The 17,377-nt window shown below is 72.1% G+C and carries 14 protein-coding genes and 1 tRNA gene; 3 read left to right on the top strand and 12 right to left on the bottom strand.

Annotated elements, in window-relative coordinates; genetic code table 11:
* Positions 1-89 precede the first annotated feature (89 nt).
* The 10 genes from rpmE to MQV74_RS27715 all read right to left on the bottom strand — a co-directional run bounded on the left by rpmE (position 90) and on the right by MQV74_RS27715 (position 11,984).
* Positions 90-314 (bottom strand): 50S ribosomal protein L31, encoded by a 225-nt coding sequence (gene rpmE / locus MQV74_RS27760; protein ID WP_242723057.1) that lies wholly within the window; start codon positions 312-314, stop codon positions 90-92.
* 171 nt (positions 315-485) lie between these two features.
* Positions 486-1,610 carry an LCP family protein gene (locus MQV74_RS27755; protein ID WP_242723055.1) on the bottom strand — a complete coding sequence of 375 codons (1,125 nt, stop codon included), beginning with the start codon at positions 1,608-1,610 and terminating at the stop codon, positions 486-488.
* 335 nt (positions 1,611-1,945) lie between these two features.
* Positions 1,946-3,991, bottom strand: a complete 2,046-nt coding sequence (rho, locus tag MQV74_RS27750; RefSeq protein ID WP_242723053.1) for a transcription termination factor Rho — start codon at positions 3,989-3,991, stop codon at positions 1,946-1,948.
* A 387-nt stretch (positions 3,992-4,378) separates the two neighbouring features.
* Positions 4,379-5,296: a homoserine kinase gene (thrB, locus tag MQV74_RS27745; RefSeq protein WP_138961820.1), complete on the bottom strand. Its 918-nt coding sequence runs from the start codon at positions 5,294-5,296 to the stop codon at positions 4,379-4,381.
* A 311-nt stretch (positions 5,297-5,607) separates the two neighbouring features.
* Positions 5,608-6,666 (bottom strand): threonine synthase, encoded by a 1,059-nt coding sequence (gene thrC / locus MQV74_RS27740; protein ID WP_242723051.1) that lies wholly within the window; start codon positions 6,664-6,666, stop codon positions 5,608-5,610.
* A gap of 6 nt (positions 6,667-6,672) precedes the next feature.
* Positions 6,673-7,962, bottom strand: coding sequence for a homoserine dehydrogenase (locus MQV74_RS27735; RefSeq protein ID WP_242729200.1), 1,290 nt, complete (start codon positions 7,960-7,962; stop codon positions 6,673-6,675).
* Between the two features lie 141 nt (positions 7,963-8,103).
* Positions 8,104-9,495: a diaminopimelate decarboxylase gene (lysA, locus tag MQV74_RS27730; protein WP_242723049.1), complete on the bottom strand. Its 1,392-nt coding sequence runs from the start codon at positions 9,493-9,495 to the stop codon at positions 8,104-8,106.
* Between the two features lie 22 nt (positions 9,496-9,517).
* Positions 9,518-10,606: an ArgS-related anticodon-binding protein NrtL gene (gene nrtL, locus MQV74_RS27725; protein ID WP_242723048.1), complete on the bottom strand. Its 1,089-nt coding sequence runs from the start codon at positions 10,604-10,606 to the stop codon at positions 9,518-9,520.
* A 184-nt stretch (positions 10,607-10,790) separates the two neighbouring features.
* The gene (locus tag MQV74_RS27720; protein ID WP_242723046.1) at positions 10,791-11,300 is read right to left on the bottom strand and encodes a response regulator; all 510 of its coding nucleotides are present in this window, start codon (positions 11,298-11,300) and stop codon (positions 10,791-10,793) included.
* Positions 11,301-11,336: 36 nt separating this feature from the next.
* Complete coding sequence (locus MQV74_RS27715) at positions 11,337-11,984, bottom strand: TetR/AcrR family transcriptional regulator (protein ID WP_278195159.1); 648 nt, start codon at positions 11,982-11,984, stop codon at positions 11,337-11,339.
* Between the two features lie 596 nt (positions 11,985-12,580).
* On the opposite strand from MQV74_RS27715, the gene MQV74_RS27710 reads away from it, so the two are divergent.
* On the top strand, positions 12,581-13,567 hold the full coding sequence (locus tag MQV74_RS27710; RefSeq protein ID WP_242723042.1) for an isopenicillin N synthase family dioxygenase: 987 nt from the start codon (positions 12,581-12,583) through the stop codon (positions 13,565-13,567).
* A gap of 186 nt (positions 13,568-13,753) precedes the next feature.
* Positions 13,754-15,172 carry a 3-carboxy-cis,cis-muconate cycloisomerase gene (gene pcaB, locus MQV74_RS27705; RefSeq protein WP_242723040.1) on the top strand — a complete coding sequence of 473 codons (1,419 nt, stop codon included), beginning with the start codon at positions 13,754-13,756 and terminating at the stop codon, positions 15,170-15,172.
* A 136-nt stretch (positions 15,173-15,308) separates the two neighbouring features.
* Here the strand turns inward: pcaB and MQV74_RS27700 are convergent.
* Both MQV74_RS27700 and MQV74_RS27695 read right to left on the bottom strand, forming a co-directional pair.
* Positions 15,309-15,380: transfer RNA gene (locus MQV74_RS27700), tRNA-Arg, on the bottom strand.
* A gap of 114 nt (positions 15,381-15,494) precedes the next feature.
* A complete protein-coding gene (locus MQV74_RS27695; protein WP_242723037.1) occupies positions 15,495-16,313 on the bottom strand; it encodes an SAM-dependent methyltransferase in 819 nt (272 codons plus the stop codon).
* A gap of 257 nt (positions 16,314-16,570) precedes the next feature.
* Here MQV74_RS27695 and MQV74_RS27690 point away from each other — a divergent pair, with 257 nt between their 5' ends.
* Positions 16,571-17,365 (top strand): class I SAM-dependent methyltransferase family protein, encoded by a 795-nt coding sequence (locus MQV74_RS27690; RefSeq protein WP_242723035.1) that lies wholly within the window; start codon positions 16,571-16,573, stop codon positions 17,363-17,365.
* The last annotated feature ends 12 nt before the right edge of the window (positions 17,366-17,377 follow it).

Genomic DNA, 17,377 nt, shown 5'->3' with positions numbered 1-17,377 from the left:
CTGCGTGGCTGCTTCTGCGACAGACGGCAAACGCCGGTCCCGGCCACCCCCGCGAACGAGGGCGGCCGGAGACCGGCGCAGGTGGCTCGCTACTTGTTGGCGGAGCCGGCAGCCTTGCCGAAGCGGGCCTCGAAGCGGGCCACACGGCCACCGGTGTCGAGGATCTTCTGCTTGCCCGTGTAGAACGGGTGGCACTCGGAGCAGACCTCGGCACGGATGGTGCCGCCGGAGATCGTGCTACGGGTGGTGAACGACGCGCCACAGGTGCAGCTGACCTGCGTCTCGACGTACTCGGGGTGGATGTCGCGCTTCAAGGTGTCTCCTAGTTTCGGGAGGGCTCCGGGTCGCAAGCGCGGGATGCGGGTGCGTGAACCGGGGCCGACGGACCAGTTTGCCAGGACCGGCCGCATCTGCCCAAACCGGGGTGGGCCCGGAAGTATTCCCGGAGGCATCGCGCAGGCCGGTCCGCCGGTCGTCCGACGGGCTTATTCGCTGGTCACGACCTTGCCAGCGGCGCCCTTGTCGCCCGCGGACTTGTCGGTGGCCGACTTCGGGATCGCCTTGTCCGCCCTGAGGGCGTCCCAGACCTGCCGGTCGGCCTCTTCGAGCGGAATGACGCGGTTGCGGTCGGCCGGGTCGTACTGGACGGGCAGCGTGACCATCTTCATGTCGCCCGAGCCGATGCCCTTGAGGCCGTTCGCGAAGCTCGCGAGGTCCTTGACCGTGTCCAGGTCGGAATCGGTGGTGACGGCGCTGGTCGAGGCGTCCGCGAGGTCCCAGAGCTTCTTCGGGTTGCCGAACAGGTCGATGTCCTTGACCTGGTTGATCAGCGCCTTGATGAAGGCCTGCTGGAGCTGGATGCGGCCGAGGTCACTGCCGTCGCCCACGCCGTGCCGGGTGCGGACGAGACCGAGGGCCTGCTCGCCGTTGAGCTTGTGGTCGCCCGCGGGCAGGTCGAGGTGGCTGTCCTTGTCCTTGATCGCCTGCTTGGTGGCGATCTCCACGCCGCCGAGGGTGTCGATGAGCTTCTTGAAGCCCGTGAAATCGACCTCGACGTAGTGGTCCATGCGGATGCCGGACATCTTCTCGACGGTCTTGACCGCGCAGGCCGGGCCTCCCACCTCGTACGCCGTGTTGAACATCTGGCGCTCGCCGCCCGGGTCGGTCTTGCCGTCGCCGTCCTTGACGGCGCACTCGGGCCGGGTGATGAGGGTGTCGCGGGGGATGGAGACCACGCTGGCCTTCTTGTGGCCCTTGTAGACGTGGACGATCATCGCGGTGTCCGAGCGGGCCGCGCCCTCGTCCTTGCCGTACTTGCCGTTGTCGCCGGAGCGCGAGTCGGAGCCGAGGACGAGGATGTCCTGGGAGCCGTTGTCGACGTCCAGGGGGCGGTCGGTGCCGAGCGCGGCGTTGATGTCGACGCCCTTGATGTTGCCGTTGAGCTTGAAGTAGACGTAGCCGAGGCCGGTGCCGCCGAGGACCACCACGCCCGCGGCGGTCCAGGCGGATATGACGAGGGCCTTCTTGCGCGTGCTGCGCGGTTTGCGGCGCCGGCCGCGCTTGCCGCGGTGCTTCGGCTTCGCGTCGGCGGACCTGCTCTCGTCGGTCATGCGCTCCTCAGTCCTCGTCTGTTCGGCTACCCCCTGCTTTCAGGGTCAGGCGCGGCTTGTCGTCACTTGTCAGACGAGAAAACCGATTGAAGGGTTGCACGACACCCTGTGTACGCCCCGGGGTCCGGTCGCTACGGAATGTGTGCGGCGCCTAGTACTTTCGGCCCCCCACCTGCACTTTCGCGCCAGACGACGCTACCGCCCGTGATCGTGAGAATCTCTTAGACGTGTGGCCAAGGTCTCTCACGCGGGATCTTGGAAGCCGGAAGGGGCCGGTCCCGCCGTAAGGCGGGACCGGCCCCTTCCCATCACCCTGCTGAAGGCGACCGCGCCGGTCAGTCGTTGCCGTTGCCCGGCGCCGGGGTCGTCTTCTGGATCTGGAGCAGGAACTCGGCGTTCGACTTCGTCTGCTTCATCTTGTCCAGGAGCAGCTCGATGGCCTGCTGCTGGTCGAGCGCGTGCAGCACCCGGCGCAGCTTCCAGGTGATGGCCAGCTCGTCGCTGCCGAGCAGGATCTCTTCCTTGCGGGTGCTGGACGCGTCCACGTCCACCGCCGGGAAGATGCGCTTGTCGGAGAGCTTCCGGTCGAGCTTGAGCTCCATGTTGCCGGTGCCCTTGAACTCCTCGAAGATCACCTCGTCCATCCGCGAGCCGGTCTCGACCAGCGCGGTGGCCAGGATGGTCAGCGAGCCGCCGTCCTCGATGTTGCGGGCGGCACCGAAGAAGCGCTTCGGCGGGTACAGGGCGGTCGAGTCGACACCACCGGACAGGATGCGGCCGGAGGCCGGGGCGGCGAGGTTGTACGCACGGCCCAGACGCGTGATCGAGTCGAGCAGGACGACGACGTCGTGACCCAGCTCCACCAGTCGCTTGGCGCGCTCGATGGCGAGCTCGGCGACCGTGGTGTGGTCCTCGGCAGGGCGGTCGAAGGTCGAGGAGATGACCTCGCCCTTCACCGACCGCTGCATGTCGGTGACCTCTTCCGGACGCTCGTCGACGAGGACGACCATCAGGTGGCACTCGGGGCTGTTGTGCGTGATCGCGTTGGCGATCGCCTGCATGATCATGGTCTTGCCGGTCTTCGGCGGGGCCACGATCAGACCGCGCTGGCCCTTGCCGATGGGCGAGACGAGGTCGATGATGCGGGTGGTCAGCACGCCCGGGTCGGTCTCCAGACGGAGCCGGTCCTGCGGGTAAAGGGGCGTCAGCTTGTTGAACTCCGGCCGCCCGCGGCCGTGTTCGGGCGCCATGCCGTTGACCGAGTCCAGACGCACCAGGGCGTTGAACTTCTCGCGGCGCTCGCCGTCCTTGGGCTGGCGCACCGCACCGGTGACGTGGTCACCCTTGCGCAGGCCGTTCTTGCGGACCTGGGCGAGGGAGACGTACACGTCGTTGGGACCGGGGAGGTAGCCCGACGTACGGATGAACGCGTAGTTGTCGAGGATGTCCAGGATGCCCGCGACCGGGATCAGGACGTCGTCCTCGGACACCTGCGGCTCGCCCGCGAAGTCCTCGCGGCCACGACGGCCACGACGGTCGCGGTAACGGCCGCGCCGTCCGCGGCGGCCGCCGTCGTCGTCGAAGTCGTCCTGCTCCTTGCGGTCCTGACGGTCCTGGCGGCCGCCCTGGTCCTTGCGGTTGCCGCCCTGCTGGTCGTCGCCCTTGTTGCCACGGCGGTCGCCGCGGTCACCGCGGTCCTGGCGGTCACCGCGGTCGCCCCGCTCGCCGCGGTCACGGTCGCGGCCACGGCCCTGGCGGTCGCGGCGGCCCTGGCGGCCCTCGCCCTGCTGGTCGTCGCCCTTGTCGGCGCGGTCGCCGCGGTCGGACTTCGCCTCGGCCTGCTCGGCCCGGGGGGCCTCGGCCTTCGTCTCGCCCTGGCCCTTGGCCTCGGCGGAGACGGTCTCGGGGCTGCCTGCCTCGGCGGTGACGCGGCGGCGGCCGCGGCCCGGCTTGTCGTCGCTCGCCGGCTGGCCGGGGATGTCGATCTGCTGCTGGGCCGGGGCCTTGGCCTGCTCGGCCGGAGCGTCGTCGGACTTGGCGGCCTTCTCGGCGGCCTCGCCGGTGCGCGCCTTGGAGGTGGCGCGGCGCTTCGGCTTGGCCGGGGCCTCCGCCGTGTCGGCGCCCGCGGCGGCCTTGGCCGGGGCTCCCCCCGCGGCCTGCGCCTCCTTGATGACCTCGATCAGCTGGCTCTTGCGCATCCGCGCGGTGCCCTTGATTCCGAGGCCCGATGCGACCTGCTGCAGTTCCGCCAGCACCATGCCCTCGAGGCCGGTGCCGCGGCGCCGCCGGGACCCGGCCGAAGCACCGGTGGCAGGCGCCGCAGAGGCGTCCGTGGCGGGCGTGTCGGCAGTCACGCCCATCAGATCGGTGGTGTCGCTCACGAAGGGTCCTTCCCTGGAGCGGACGTCGGCCTGTCTGGCTCGGCGACCGGTTGTGCTGTCCGGCGGTCCTTGGTGTGTGGACCGTGCCGGGGCGGTGGTCCGCCAACGCGGCGGAAGAGTTCACAGATGTGGCGCTTCCCGATGCCGGGCCACTGAGGTGCGGTGGTCACTCGGCTCGGTCACGCCGGTTCCGGAGCGTGCTCGGCACCGCTCAGTGCGAAGCACAGAGCAGTTTGGGAGGCTCCCGGAAGGATGGATGTCCCGGACGGGGACACAAAGCACCTCGCCATGGTGGGGTCGGGTGCAGACTTGAGGTTAACACTACCGGATCCAACAAACATTCCCCCTCTCCAAATCCGGACACCCCGAGTGCGCTGTCCTCCCGGGTCAGGGAGCCAGCGGCAGCACACTCGCGCCCGCCGGGTCGAGTGCCAGGCGGTTCGCCGCCCAGCCCTCGCCCGCCAGGCGTGCGACCTTGTCGGCCGCACTGTCGTCGACCAGCGCGAGGACCGTGGGTCCCGCGCCGGAGATCACCGCGGGTACGCCGTCGGCGCGCAGGCTCTCCACCAGGGCGGCGCTCTCCGGCATGGCCGGGGCGCGGTACTCCTGGTGCAGGCGGTCCTCGGTGGCGGGCAGCAGCAGCTCGGGGCGCCTGGTCAGGGCCTCGACGAGCAGGGCCGCCCGGCCCGCGTTGACGGCCGCGTCCACGTGCGGGACGGTGCGCGGCAGCAGTCCGCGGGCGGTTTCGGTGAGCACGGGCTTCCCGGGTACGAAAACCACCGGAACGATGGAATCGACGGGGTCCATCCTGATGGCACGGGCCGCGGAGCCGTCCATCCAGGAGGCCGTGAAGCCGCCGAGCAGGCAGGCCGCGACGTTGTCGGGGTGGCCTTCGATCTCGGTGGCCAGCTCCAGGAGCGCGGCGTCGTCGAGACGGGCCTCGCCGCCTATGGTCACCGCGCGCGCGGCGACGATCCCGGCGCAGATCGCGGCGGACGAGGAGCCGAGGCCGCGCCCGTGCGGGATGCGGTTGGCACAGACGACCTCCAGGCCGCGCGGCTGCCCGCCGAGCAGGTCGAAGGCGGTGCGCAGGGAGCGTACGAGCAGGTGCGACTCGTCGCGCGGGAGGGTGTCGCTGCCCTCGCCTGCGATGTCGACGTGCAGGCCGGAGTCGGCGACGCGTACGACCACGTCGTCGTAGAGCCCCAGCGACAGGCCGAGGGCGTCGAAGCCCGGGCCGAGGTTGGCGCTGGTGGCGGGGACGCGCACCCTGACGGCGGCGGCGCGGAACGCGGGACCGGCCATCGCTCGATGACTCTCCTTGAGCTCTGTTGTCTGGAGGACTTGCCGCCGCGACGGGCCTCGACCGGCTTCGACCGGCCTCGACCTGTGACGGACGGCAGCACCCGAAGGCCGCTTCGGCGAGCGGCACCGCGGCATATGCGGCGGGGCGGGTTCGCTACAGCCTATCGAAGGAAGGTTCTGTGGCGACATAGGGCGCACAGGAGGCGCACGATGCGTGTCGCGAGCCCCCTGTGCACCCCCTGTGGGGAGTTGAGGGGTTTGCCCCGGGCTGAGTCCGGCGTTCCGCCGGGGTCGCCGCCCGGGGCGCGGTGTTACGCCAGGCCCAGGCGCTCCGCGGCGGCCGCCGCGTCCACCGGGACGGTGACCGGCTGCGGGGCGCCCGCGACCGCCCAGTCCGGGTCCTTCAGGCCGTTGCCGGTGACCGTGCAGACGATGCGCTGGCCCTTGTCGACCTTGCCCTGCTCCGCGGCCTTCAGCAGACCGGCGACGGACGCGGCGGACGCGGGCTCGACGAAGACGCCCTCCTGGGAGGCCAACAGCTTGTAGGCGCGCAGGATCTCACGGTCCGTCACCTCGTCGATGAAGCCGCCCGACTCGTCGCGCGCGGCGAGCGCGTGCTGCCACGACGCGGGGTTGCCGATGCGAATCGCGGTGGCGATCGTCGAGGGGTCCTTGACGATCTCGCCGCGCACGATGGGCGCCGAGCCGGAGGCCTGGAAGCCCCACATGCGCGGGGTGCTCGTGGCCACCTGGTCGGCGGCGTACTCCTTGTAGCCCTTCCAGTAGGCCGTGATGTTGCCCGCGTTGCCGACCGGCAGGACGTGGATGTCCGGGGCGGTGCCCAGGGCGTCCACGATCTCGAACGAGGCGGTCTTCTGGCCCTCGATGCGGTACGGGTTGACCGAGTTGACCAGGGCCACCGGGTAGTTCTCGGACAGGCCGCGGGCCAGATTCAGACAGTCGTCGAAGTTGCCGTCGACCTGGAGGATCTTCGAGCCGTAGACGAGCGCCTGGCCCATCTTGCCCAGGGCGATCTTGCCCTGCGGCACCAGGACCGCGCAGACCATGCCCGCGCGGACGGCGTAGGCGGCGGCCGACGCCGAGGTGTTGCCGGTGGAGGCGCAGATGACGGCCTTGGCGCCGTCCTCCTTGGCCTTGGTGATCGCCATGGTCATGCCGCGGTCCTTGAAGGACCCCGTCGGGTTCGCGCCCTCGACCTTGAGGTGGACCTCACAGCCGGTGCGCTCGGAGAGCACCTGTGCGGGCACGAGCGGCGTGCCGCCCTCACGGAGCGTCACGACCGGCGTGGTGTCGGAGACGGGGAGACGGTCCCGGTACTCCTCGATGATTCCGCGCCACTGGTGGGTCATTGCTGCTTACTCCCCTTCAACCCGCATGATGCTGGCGACACCACGCACGGTGTCGAGATTGCGCAGCGCCTCGACGGTGCCGCTGAGGGCGGCGTCGGGCGCGCGGTGCGTGACGACGACGAGGGAGGCCTCGCCGTCCTTGACCGTCTGGCGGACGGTGTCGATGGAGACACCGTGCTCGGCGAAGACCGTGGCCACCTGGGCGAGCACGCCCGGCTTGTCGGCCACGTCGAGGCTGATGTGGAACCGCGTGACGACCTCGCCCATGGAGCTCACGGGCAGCTGGGTGTAGGCGGAGTCACCGGGTCCGGTGGATTCGCCGAGCTTGTTGCGGCACACGGCGACCAGGTCGCCGAGGACGGCGGACGCGGTCGGCGCGCCGCCCGCGCCGGGGCCGTAGAACATGAGCTGGCCGGCGGCCTCGGCCTCCACGAAGACCGCGTTGTACGCCTCGCGGACGCTCGCCAGCGGATGGCTGAGCGGAATCATCGCGGGGTGCACGCGGGCGGTGACGGAGCCGCCGTCGGCGGCCCGCTCGCAGATGGCGAGCAGCTTGATGGTGCAGCCCATGCGCTTCGCGGACGCGAAGTCGGCCGCGGTGACCTCGGTCATCCCCTCACGGTGGACGTCGTCGAGGCGCACCCGGGTGTGGAAGGCGATGCCGGCGAGGATCGCGGCCTTGGCGGCGGCGTCGAAGCCCTCGACGTCGGCGGTCGGGTCGGCCTCCGCGTACCCGAGGGCGGTGGCCTCGTCCAGGGCTTCCTGGTAGCCCGCGCCCGTGGTGTCCATCTTGTCGAGGATGAAGTTGGTCGTGCCGTTCACGATGCCGAGGACGCGGTTGACCTTGTCACCGGCGAGCGACTCGCGCAGCGGCCTGATCAGCGGGATCGCGCCCGCGACGGCCGCCTCGTAGTAGAGGTCGCGCCCGTGCTGCTCGGCGGCGGCGTGCAGGGCCGCGCCGTCCTGGGCGATGAGCGCCTTGTTCGCCGAGACCACGGAGGCGCCGTGCTCGAAGGCGGTGGTGATGAGGGTGCGGGCGGGCTCGATGCCGCCGATGACCTCGACGACGACGTCGATGTCCCCGCGTTTGACGAGCGCGGTGGCGTCCGTCGTCACGAGCGCCGGGTCGATGCCCTCACGCACCTTGGAGGGGCGCCGGACGGCGACCCCGGCGAGCTCCACCGGGGCGCCGATCCTGGCTGTGAGGTCGTCGGCGTGCGTCGTCATGATGCGCGCCACCTCTGAGCCGACGACCCCACAGCCCAGCAGCGCCACCTTCAGCGGACGCGTACGCATCATCCGACCTCGTTTCCTTCTCCAAGTACGGTGGGTCCAGTCTCACCCACCGGAACGGTGTTTCTGACCAAAGTCCGGATCGTGAGACATCCATTTCACGTACCGGTTGTATCGGGTCCGCCTTTCACCGGCGGGGACGACTCACCCGACGTCGAGTCGCATCAGGTCGTCCTCCGTCTCCCGGCGCACGATCACACGGCCCGCGCCGTCCGCCACGGCGACGACCGGCGGGCGCGGCGCGTGGTTGTAGTTGCTGGCCATGGAGCGGCAGTAGGCGCCGGTCGCGGGGACGGCGATGAGGTCGCCGGGCGCGAGGTCGGCGGGCAGGAAGGCGTCGCGGACGACGATGTCGCCGCTCTCGCAGTGCTTGCCGACGACGCGGACGAGCATCGGCTCGGCGTCGGAGGAGCGGGACACGAGCGCGACGCTGTACTCGGCGTCGTAGAGCGCGGTGCGGATGTTGTCGGACATGCCGCCGTCGACGGAGACGTACGTCCGCAGGCCCTCGAGGGGCTTGATGGTGCCGACCTCGTACAGCGTGAAGGCGGTCGGGCCGACGACGGCGCGGCCCGGCTCGACGGAGAGCCGGGGCACGCGCAGGCCCGCCCGCTCGCACTCGCGGGTGACGATCTCGCGCAGGGCGGTGGCGATCTCGTGCGGCTCGCGCGGGTCGTCGGCCGGGGTGTAGGCGATGCCGAGGCCGCCGCCGAGGTCGATCTCGGGGAGTTCGACGCCGTGCTCGTCGCGGATGTCCTTCAGCAGGCCCACGACGCGGTGGGCGGCCACCTCGAAGCCGGACGTGTCGAAGATCTGCGAGCCGATGTGGCTGTGGATGCCGATGAGGTCGAGCCCGTCGAGCTTGAGGGCGCGCCGCACGGCCTCGGCGGCCTGTCCCCCGGCCAGCGGGATGCCGAACTTCTGGTCCTCGTGGGCGGTGGCGATGAACTCGTGCGTATGGGCCTCGACGCCCACGGTCACGCGGATCTGCACGCGCTGGCGGACGCCCAGGCCGTCGGCGATGTGGGCGACCCGCACGATCTCCTGGAAGGAGTCGAGCACGATGCGGCCGACGCCGGCGCGGACGGCTCGCTCGATCTCCGCGGCGCTCTTGTTGTTGCCGTGGAAGGCGATGCGGTCGGCGGGCATGCCCGCGTCCAGGGCGGTGGCCAGCTCGATGCCGGAGCACACGTCCAGGTTGAGTCCCTCCTCGTGCAGCCACCGGACGACGGCGCGGGAGAGGAAGGCCTTGCCCGCGTAGAACACGTCGGCGTCGGGCCCGAAGGCGTCGCGCCAGGCCTGGCAGCGGGCGCGGAAGTCGGCCTCGTCGAGGACGTAGGCGGGGGTGCCGAACTCCTCGGCGAGCCGGAGGACGTCGGTGCCGCCCACGCTGACGACGCCGTCGGCTCCGCGGGTGACGGTCTTCGACCAGACCTTGGGGTCGAGGGCGTTGAGGTCGGTGGGCGGCGGGGAGTAGTGGCCCTCGGGCAGGACGTCTCCGTGCCGGGGTCCTGCGGGGTGGGCGGAACGGCTCATGGCTCTTTCGACTCTTCTCGTCTCACAGGTACGCGGGCGCGCTGATGCCGAGCAGGGACAGGCCGCCGGCGAGCACCGTCCCGGCGGCTTCGGCGAGCGCCAGCCGGGCGCGGTGGGCGGCCGAGGGTTTCTCGTCACCGAGCGGCAGCACGGTGTGGGCCCGCGCCAGGAAGGCGTCAGCGGTACGGACGAGGTGCCGGGCGAGCCGGTCGGGCGCGCGGTGGCGGGCGGCGGCGGCGAGGACGGCGGGGTGGTCGCCGAGGGCGCCGAGCAGCGAGTGTCCGTCGTCCTCGGCTGCTTGCGCCACCGCATTTCCCGCGTCGCGGGCGTCGCGGACGTCACCGGGGGCGGCGGTGAAGCCGAGCTGTGCGGCGTTGCGGGTGAGGGCGCGGGCACGGGAGTGGGCGTACCGGACGCGGAACAGGGGGTTGGTCTCGCGCTGGGCGAGGTGGTCGTCGCCGGTGTGGGGGTGGTCGTGGGGGGCGGGCAGGAGCAGGGCCCAGCGGGCGGCGTCGCGGCCGAGGCGCAGCGGGTCCGGCTCGGCCGGGGCTGGGACCGGGCGGAGGGTGGGCAGCGGGGCCGGGGGGTGGCCGTGTGCGTCCACGCGTACGCCGAGGAGCTCGGTCCAGACGGGGTCGGGGGCCGCGTCGCAGGTGACGCGGACGAGGGCGCCCTGGGAGCGCAGGATGCGGCGTGCGCTGTCGGCGACGACGGCGGCGCGGAGCTCGTGCGGGATGTGCAGTTGGACGATCTCCCCGGTGTCCGGGGTGATGTGGCCGTACCGCTCGCCGCGGGCGAGGATCTCGGCGACGAGCCGGGTGCCGGGGTCGCCGTCGAGGGTGATGCTGAGGAAGCCGGGCCCGGTGACGTCGGCGCGGGCGATGCCGGGCTCGGCGGCGAGGCGCGTGGAGATGATCTCGGCGACGCGGCGCGGGGGCGCGCCCGCTTCCCGGGCGATCCGCAGGGCGAGGTTGCTGGCGTAGTCGCCTCGGCCGCCGGGGCGCGGCCGCTCCACGTGCGCCCGCTCGGGCACGGTGGCGCTGAGCTCTCCGGCGTCCACGGCGGCGCGCAGGGCGCGCAGCACGGTGCGGGAGAGCTCGACGGGTGTCACGGGACAAGGGTAGGGGAGACGGGGGGTCACTGGCGTGCGCGGGGGCGCGGGCCCTGGTGCTTGCGCCGTGACCGTTTCCGGGGGCTCGGCCGGGAGGGGCGGGGCTCGGGGGGCGCGGCGCGGTGGAGGGGCCCCGGGCGGGCCGGGAGGCCGGTCAGCCCCTGGGGAGGGGCCGGGGGCCGGGTCAGGGGTGGCCCGCCCGCTCCGGGCCGGTGCCGGGGCAGCGGGTGCCGAGGGGGGTGTCGCCGCGGTCACCGCGGTCGCCGCGGGCCATCAACTGGCGTACGACGCTGACGAGTTCCGCGGGCTCGAAGGGCTTGGCCATGAACGCGTCGACGCCGACCTCCAGGCCCGCCTCCACCTCGTACTGCGTACAGGCGCTGACCACGACGAGGGGCACGTCCTGGGTGCGCGGGTCGGCGCGCAGCCGGGCGGCGGTGCGCAGGCCGTCGAGGCGGGGCATGACCACGTCCAGGGTCACGACGTCGGGCCGGACCTGATGCACGACGTCCAGGCACTCGGCACCGTCGGCCGCGGTCACGACCTCGAAGCCCTCCAGCTCGAGATTGACCCTGATCAGTTGCCGGATGACCTTGTTGTCGTCCACAACAAGCACACGGCCGGGCACGCCTGGCACAACTCGAGAGTAGGTCGACACCCGCCGTCGCGTCCGGGTTTTCCCTACTTCCGCCACTTGCGAGGGAGCCTCGCCGGCCCCGCGGGACCGCTGTCAGCTCCGGGTCTGCGCCTCGATCCCGTCGAGCAGGAAGGCGAGGCCGAGGGCGAAGTTGGCGTCCCAGTCGTCGTCGGAGATGTACTGGTTCGCGGCGACCGTCGGGTACTGCTCGCGGCGGCTCTCCAGGTACTCCTGGCCCATCCGGGCCTCCTCCGTGGAAAGGCGCAGACTCGACTGCGTGGCGGTGGCACCCATCACGTGGTTGTACAGCGCCCACGTCGCCGCGTTGAGCCGCTTCTCCGTGAGGCCGGCGCGCACCAGGGCGGACTGCAGGAACTCCATCCAGGTCAGGAAGTTGGGCCCGATCAGGGGCCGTTGCCGGGCGGGTCCGGTGGCCACCCAGGGGTGCCGCAGCATGGCCTGCCGCCAGTCGCCGACCAGGGTGGCGATGTCCTGCCGGGGGTCGTCGCCGTGCCGGTCGGGGACCGGCGTCTCGCCGAAGACCGCGTCGACGGCGAGGTCGATGACGTCGCCCTTCGTCTTCACGTGCCAGTACAGGGTGGTGGCACCGGCCTGGAGCCGCTCGGCGAGGCGGCGCATCGTCAGGCGCTCCATCCCCTCCTCGTCCAGGAGGTCGACGGCCGCCCGGACGATGCGGGCCCGGGTGAGCGGCGGTTCCCCCTTGTCCCGCGGGGGTCGCAGCCAGACGTTGCCGACTCCGGAGCGTCCCGCGCCTCCCGCGCCGGGCCGGCCGGACTCGCCGGGCCGGCGTGGCTCGCCGGGTTGGCGTGGCTCGCCGGGTTGGCGTGGCTCGCCGGGTTGGCGTGGCTCGCCGGGTTGGCTCTTCGTGCGTTCTTCGCCTGCGATGACACTCACCTCCACAGTCACGCGGCTCACTACGGGCGCGGCGCGCGTCGCCGAGTGTTCGCGGGCTGAGTCTTCCACGGCGGGAGGGCCGGTCCGGGGCCGGGCCGCTCCTGCTGCCGCGGATTTTTTTCGCCTCCTCAACTCCCCTGCTCACACGGGCAGTTGACGTCTCCGCAGCGCGGTTTCCGGCGGGGCCCGGTGGGCGGAGCTGTAGTACAGTCACGGCCCACTGGACCAATGTTCTAGTCACCCGACCACTGTGCGAGTTGATGTGACAGACATGAAGCGAGAGACACCCGCGCCAGCGCCCCGGCCCACGCGACCCGTCCGGCCCACGCAGTACGAAACCCACCCCCGGCCACCCCGTGCACACACCCGCACAGAGTCGATGCGAGCCGTACGCACCCGAACCCGAACAGGAGTGGAACCGCATGCAGGATGACCAAGTAGCCGCGGCCGCCGACGGTTTCGTCCCCGTCATCGACCTGTCCGTCAGGGACACCGCTCGGGGGCGCGCCGCCGTCGCCGCGGCGATCGACCGGGCGTGCAGGAGCTCCGGCTTCTTCGTCGTGGTCGGTCACGGCGTGCCCCGGACGCTCATCGACCGCATGTTCACGGTGACCGGCTCCTTCTTCGCCCTCCCCCGGGAGGAGAAGGAGCTGGTCGCCCACCGGCCCGGGGTCTCGGGCTTCCGGCGCTCGGGCGGGTCGACCGCCCGGAGCCTGGGCCAGGAGTCGCCGCCCGACCTGTGCGAGGCCTTCGCCGCGCACGCGACGGGCGAGCTGGACGAGGAGGAGCGGGGCAGGCTCGGCGACGAGTGGGCGACCTGGACGCTGGCCAACGTCTGGCCCGCGAACCCGCCCGGCTTCAAGGAGGTGTGGCAGGGCTACCTGGCGGCCATGGCCGATCTCGCGGCGGACCTGATGCGGCTCTTCGCCCGCGCGCTCGACCTGGACGAGGAGTTCTTCGCGGACAAGTTCGACCGCCACGGCTCGTCCATCGCCGTCAACTACTACCCGCCGCAGCTGGAGCCCCCGCTGCCCGGCCAGCTCCGCCGCGGCCCGCACACCGACTTCGGCAGCCTCACCATCCTTCACCAGGAGGCCGACCGCAGCGGCCTCCAGGTCCTGCGGAACGGGAACACCTGGCGCGACGTCCCGCCGGTCCCGGGCGGCTTCGTCGTCAACATCGGTGACCTCATGAGCCTGTGGACCGGCGGGCGTTGGGTCTCGACCATGCACCGCGTGGTCAACCCGCAGGACGGGGACACCTCGTCCCGGCTCACCATCCCGTTCTTCTACCTCCCCAACCACGACGCCACGATCGAACCACTGCGCGCGGGCGGGGGCGGCACACCTGTGATCGCCGGGGAGTGGATGTCGAACAAGATCCGCAAGATGTTCGCCGGGACGTCGTAGCGACGGTTCGCCGGGACGTCGTGACAACGGTTCGCCGGGACGTCGTGACAACGGGAGCGGCCGGGCGTTGTCAGCCCTCCGCCACCGCCGTCAGGATCGAACCGTGTTCTGGGAGGAGAGGGGACTCAGTGTGAACGCGACCGTGCACGGGCCGACGGCGCAGCGGGAGTACACCGGGGGCGACGCATGAACGCGCCCCGGGATCCCGAGCACCGGCAGGCCGCTGCGGTGGACTGCGCCGAGGCCGCCGATCCGTACGCCGTGGACGCCGGGCTCCTCTCCCCCGTGCGCGCCGGAACGCCCGTGGAGCGGGCGGTGTCCGACCTGGCCTGGCTACAGGCCATGCTGGACGCCGAGGCCGCGCTGGCCCGCGCGCAGGCCGCGGTCGGCGTGGTGCCGCCCGGGGCGGCGCGGGCCATCACCGAGGCCGCACGGGCCGACCTGCTCGACCTGCGGGCGCTCGCGGTGCACGCGCGCGAGAGCGGCAACCCGGTGGTGGGCCTGGTCCGCGCGCTGACCGGCGCGGTGGCGGCGGTGGACCCGGAGGCCGCCGAGTACGTCCACCGGGGCTCGACGAGCCAGGACGTCTTCGACACCGCGGCGATGCTGGTGGCCAAGGGCGCGCTCGGGCTGGTGCGGGCGGACCTGGGGCGTGTCGGGCGGGCCCTGGCCGGGCTCGCCCGCACCCACCGCGACACGGTCGTCGCGGGGCGCACCCTGGGGCAGCACGCCGTGCCCACGACGTTCGGGCTCAAGGCGGCCGGGTGGCGGGAGCTGGTGCTCGCCGCGGACGCTCGCGTGGCGGCCGTACTGGATGCCCTGCCGGTCTCGCTCGGCGGCGCGGCGGGCACGTTGGCGGGGTACGGCGCCGACGCCGAACGCCTGGTGAGGGCGTTCGCCGCCGAGACGGGGCTGCGGGCGCCGGTGCTGCCCTGGCACACGCTGCGGACGCCGATCGCCGACCTGGGCGCCGCGCTCGCGCACACCGCCGGGGCCCTGGGCAAGCTGGCGGTGGACGTGCAGTCGCTGAGCCGTACCGAGGTCGGGGAGGTCGGCGAGCCGCACGTGCCGGGGCGCGGCGGCTCCTCGGCGATGCCGCAGAAGCGCAACCCGGTTCTCACCACCCTGATCCGCAGCGCGGCACTCCAAGTCCCTTCCCTGGCCCATGTCCTGACGCAGTGCCTGCTCTCCGAGGACGAGCGTTCGGCCGGGGCGTGGCACGCGGAGTGGCAGCCGCTGCGCGAGTGCCTGCGCCTGACGGGCGGCGCCGCGCACACCGCGGTGGAACTCACGGAGGGCCTCGTCGTCCACCCGGCCCGCATGCGCGCGAACCTCGCCCTCACCGGCGGCCGACTCGTCGCCGAACGCCTCGTCGCGGAACTGACCCCCCTCCTGGGCAGAGCGGCCGCGCGAGACCTCCTGACCACCACCACAGAGGCCGCGACCCGGGACGGCCGCCCCTTGTCCACCCACCTCGCGGAGGCCCCGGCCCTCACCGGCCGGGTCACGCGGGAGGAACTGGACCGCTGGTGCGATCCGGCGGGGTACGTGGGAGCGGCGGAGGCACTGGCGGAGGGAGCGCTCGCACCCCGGGAGCACCGCTGAGGCTCTGCGCACGGTGAGGCGTCCCCCGGGAGCAGACACCCACACGGAAGGCCTGCGACCGCCACCTGCACATACGCGAAGACCCCGCCCTCAGCGAATTCGCTGGTGGCGGGGTCTACAGGCACCTCATACAGGGTGCCCCCGGCAGGATTCGAACCTGCGCACACGGCTCCGGAGGCCGTTGCTCTATCCCCTGAGCTACGGGGGCGTGTCGGTCGCGGTGTTCGCGGCGACGGGTAGAACCCTACCAGCTCTTCGGTGGTCCTCAGGAATGGGTTTGCGGGCGGCGCCCGGGGGGCCGGGGCGGGCGCCGCTTCGCAGGTCAGGGCTTGCGGGCCACGCCGGCGTAGGCGTCGACCTCCGTGGTGGTGTCGGTGGTGGGTTCGGGGCGCCAGCGGGTGACCTGGGCGACGCCGGGGTCGGCCAGGGTGAGGCCGTCGAAGAAGCCGGTGATCTCCTCGACGCTGCGGACGTAGTACGGGATCGCGCCGCTCTCGTTGTAGGCGTTCGACGCCGCGATCATGCCCTCGCTGGTGGCGGTGGAGTCGCTGATCACCAGGTAGCTGCCGGAGGGGAGGCCGGCCATCACGCGGCTGACCAGGTCGCGGGCCTGGTCGTAGGACGCGACGTGGCCCAGGGTGTTCAGGATCATCAGCGCGACCGGCTGGGAGAGGTCCAGGGTCTTGGCGGCCTCGGTGAGGATCGCCTCCGGCTCGTACATGTTGGCGTCGATGTACGCCGTCTCGCCCTCGGGCGTGCTGGTGAGCAGGGCCCGGGCGTGGGCGAGGACCAGCGGGTCGTTGTCCACGTACACGATGCGGGAGTCGGGGGCGACGCGCTGGGCGACCTCGTGGGTGTTGTCGGCGGTCGGGAGGCCCGTGCCGATGTCGAGGAACTGGCGGACGCCCTGCTCCCCCGCCAGGTGGCGGACCGCGCGGCCGAGGAAGAGGCGGCTGGTGCGGGCCACGTCGACGAGGCCGGGGAAGATCTCCTTGATCTGGTCGCCGAGCTCGCGGTCCTTCTCGTAGTTGTCCTTGCCGCCCACGAAGTAGTTCCAGAAGCGTGCCGAGTGGGGCTTGCTCGTGTCGATCCGGGCGCGTATTTCCGCGGACGAGTCGAGTCTGGGGTCGGAGCCGGTCACGGGGGACCTCCTGCGGTGCGTGGGCCTGTCGATCGCTTGCCGATCGATCGATGTCGATCGATGCTGCGGCACATCCTCACATCGTTGCCGGTCGCATCAATTGAATCGTGGATCAAAATCGTGGATCAAGGTAGCAACTGTGCCGTGAGCTGCCGTCGTTGCCTTCCCCCCGTCCGCCGCGCCCAGCGGCCTACTCAGGGCCGTCCGAGTAGGCGTACGGATGTCCTGCGCGCGGCGCGGCCGGGACGCTTGCGGGCATGACGAAACCTCTGCGGAACCTCAAGTGGGCGGTGCTCCGGGGCCTGTTGCGCACGGTCGGGCAGACCTCCGCGGGCATCCGCATCGGCTACCGGCACGGCTTCGACAGCGGCACGATGCTCGACTACGTGTACGTGAACCGGGCGCGCGGCGCGCTCGGCGTCGGCCGCCTCGTCGACCGCGTCTACCTGGACGCCGTCGGCTGGCGCGCCATCCGCGCCCGCCGGGACCTCCTCCAGCGCGTGCTGCGCGAGCAGGTCGAACGGCGCCCCGGCCGCCCGGTCCGCGTACTCGACGTGGCCGCGGGGCCCGGCCGCTACCTGCACGACCTGGCCGCGGCCTACGGGCCCGAGCGGGTGCGGGTGGTCTGCCGCGACCTCGCGGAGGCCGGGCTGCGCCAGGGCGAGTCGCTGGCGCGGGCCCGCGGGCTGACGAACGTCTCGTACGAGACCGGGGACGCCTTCGACCCCGAGCCGCCGCGGGCCGGGGCGCCGGACGTCATCGTGGTCTCCGGCCTGTACGAGCTGCTGCTCGATGACGACACCGTCCGTACGTCCCTCAAGCGGCTGCGCGGGCTGCTCGCCCCGGGCGGCGTCCTCGTCTGCACCACCCAGACCCGCCACCCCCAGCTGGACTTCATCGCGAACGTGCTGCCCAACCGGGAGGGGCGGCTGTGGATCATGAAGTGCCGCAACGCGGCCCTCACGGAGGGCTGGGCCCGGGAGGCGGGGTTCGAGAACGTACGGAGCCGCCGGGAGGAGGTGGGGCTCTTCGCCGTGACCGTGTGCGAATAGGCCCCGCGGCCC

The organism is Streptomyces sp. AN091965, assembly GCF_022698285.1.
In the GTDB taxonomy this organism is placed as follows: domain Bacteria; phylum Actinomycetota; class Actinomycetes; order Streptomycetales; family Streptomycetaceae; genus Streptomyces.
Note: the sequence above shows the minus strand (reverse complement) of the source record. Positions and strands in the feature narration are given on the sequence as shown.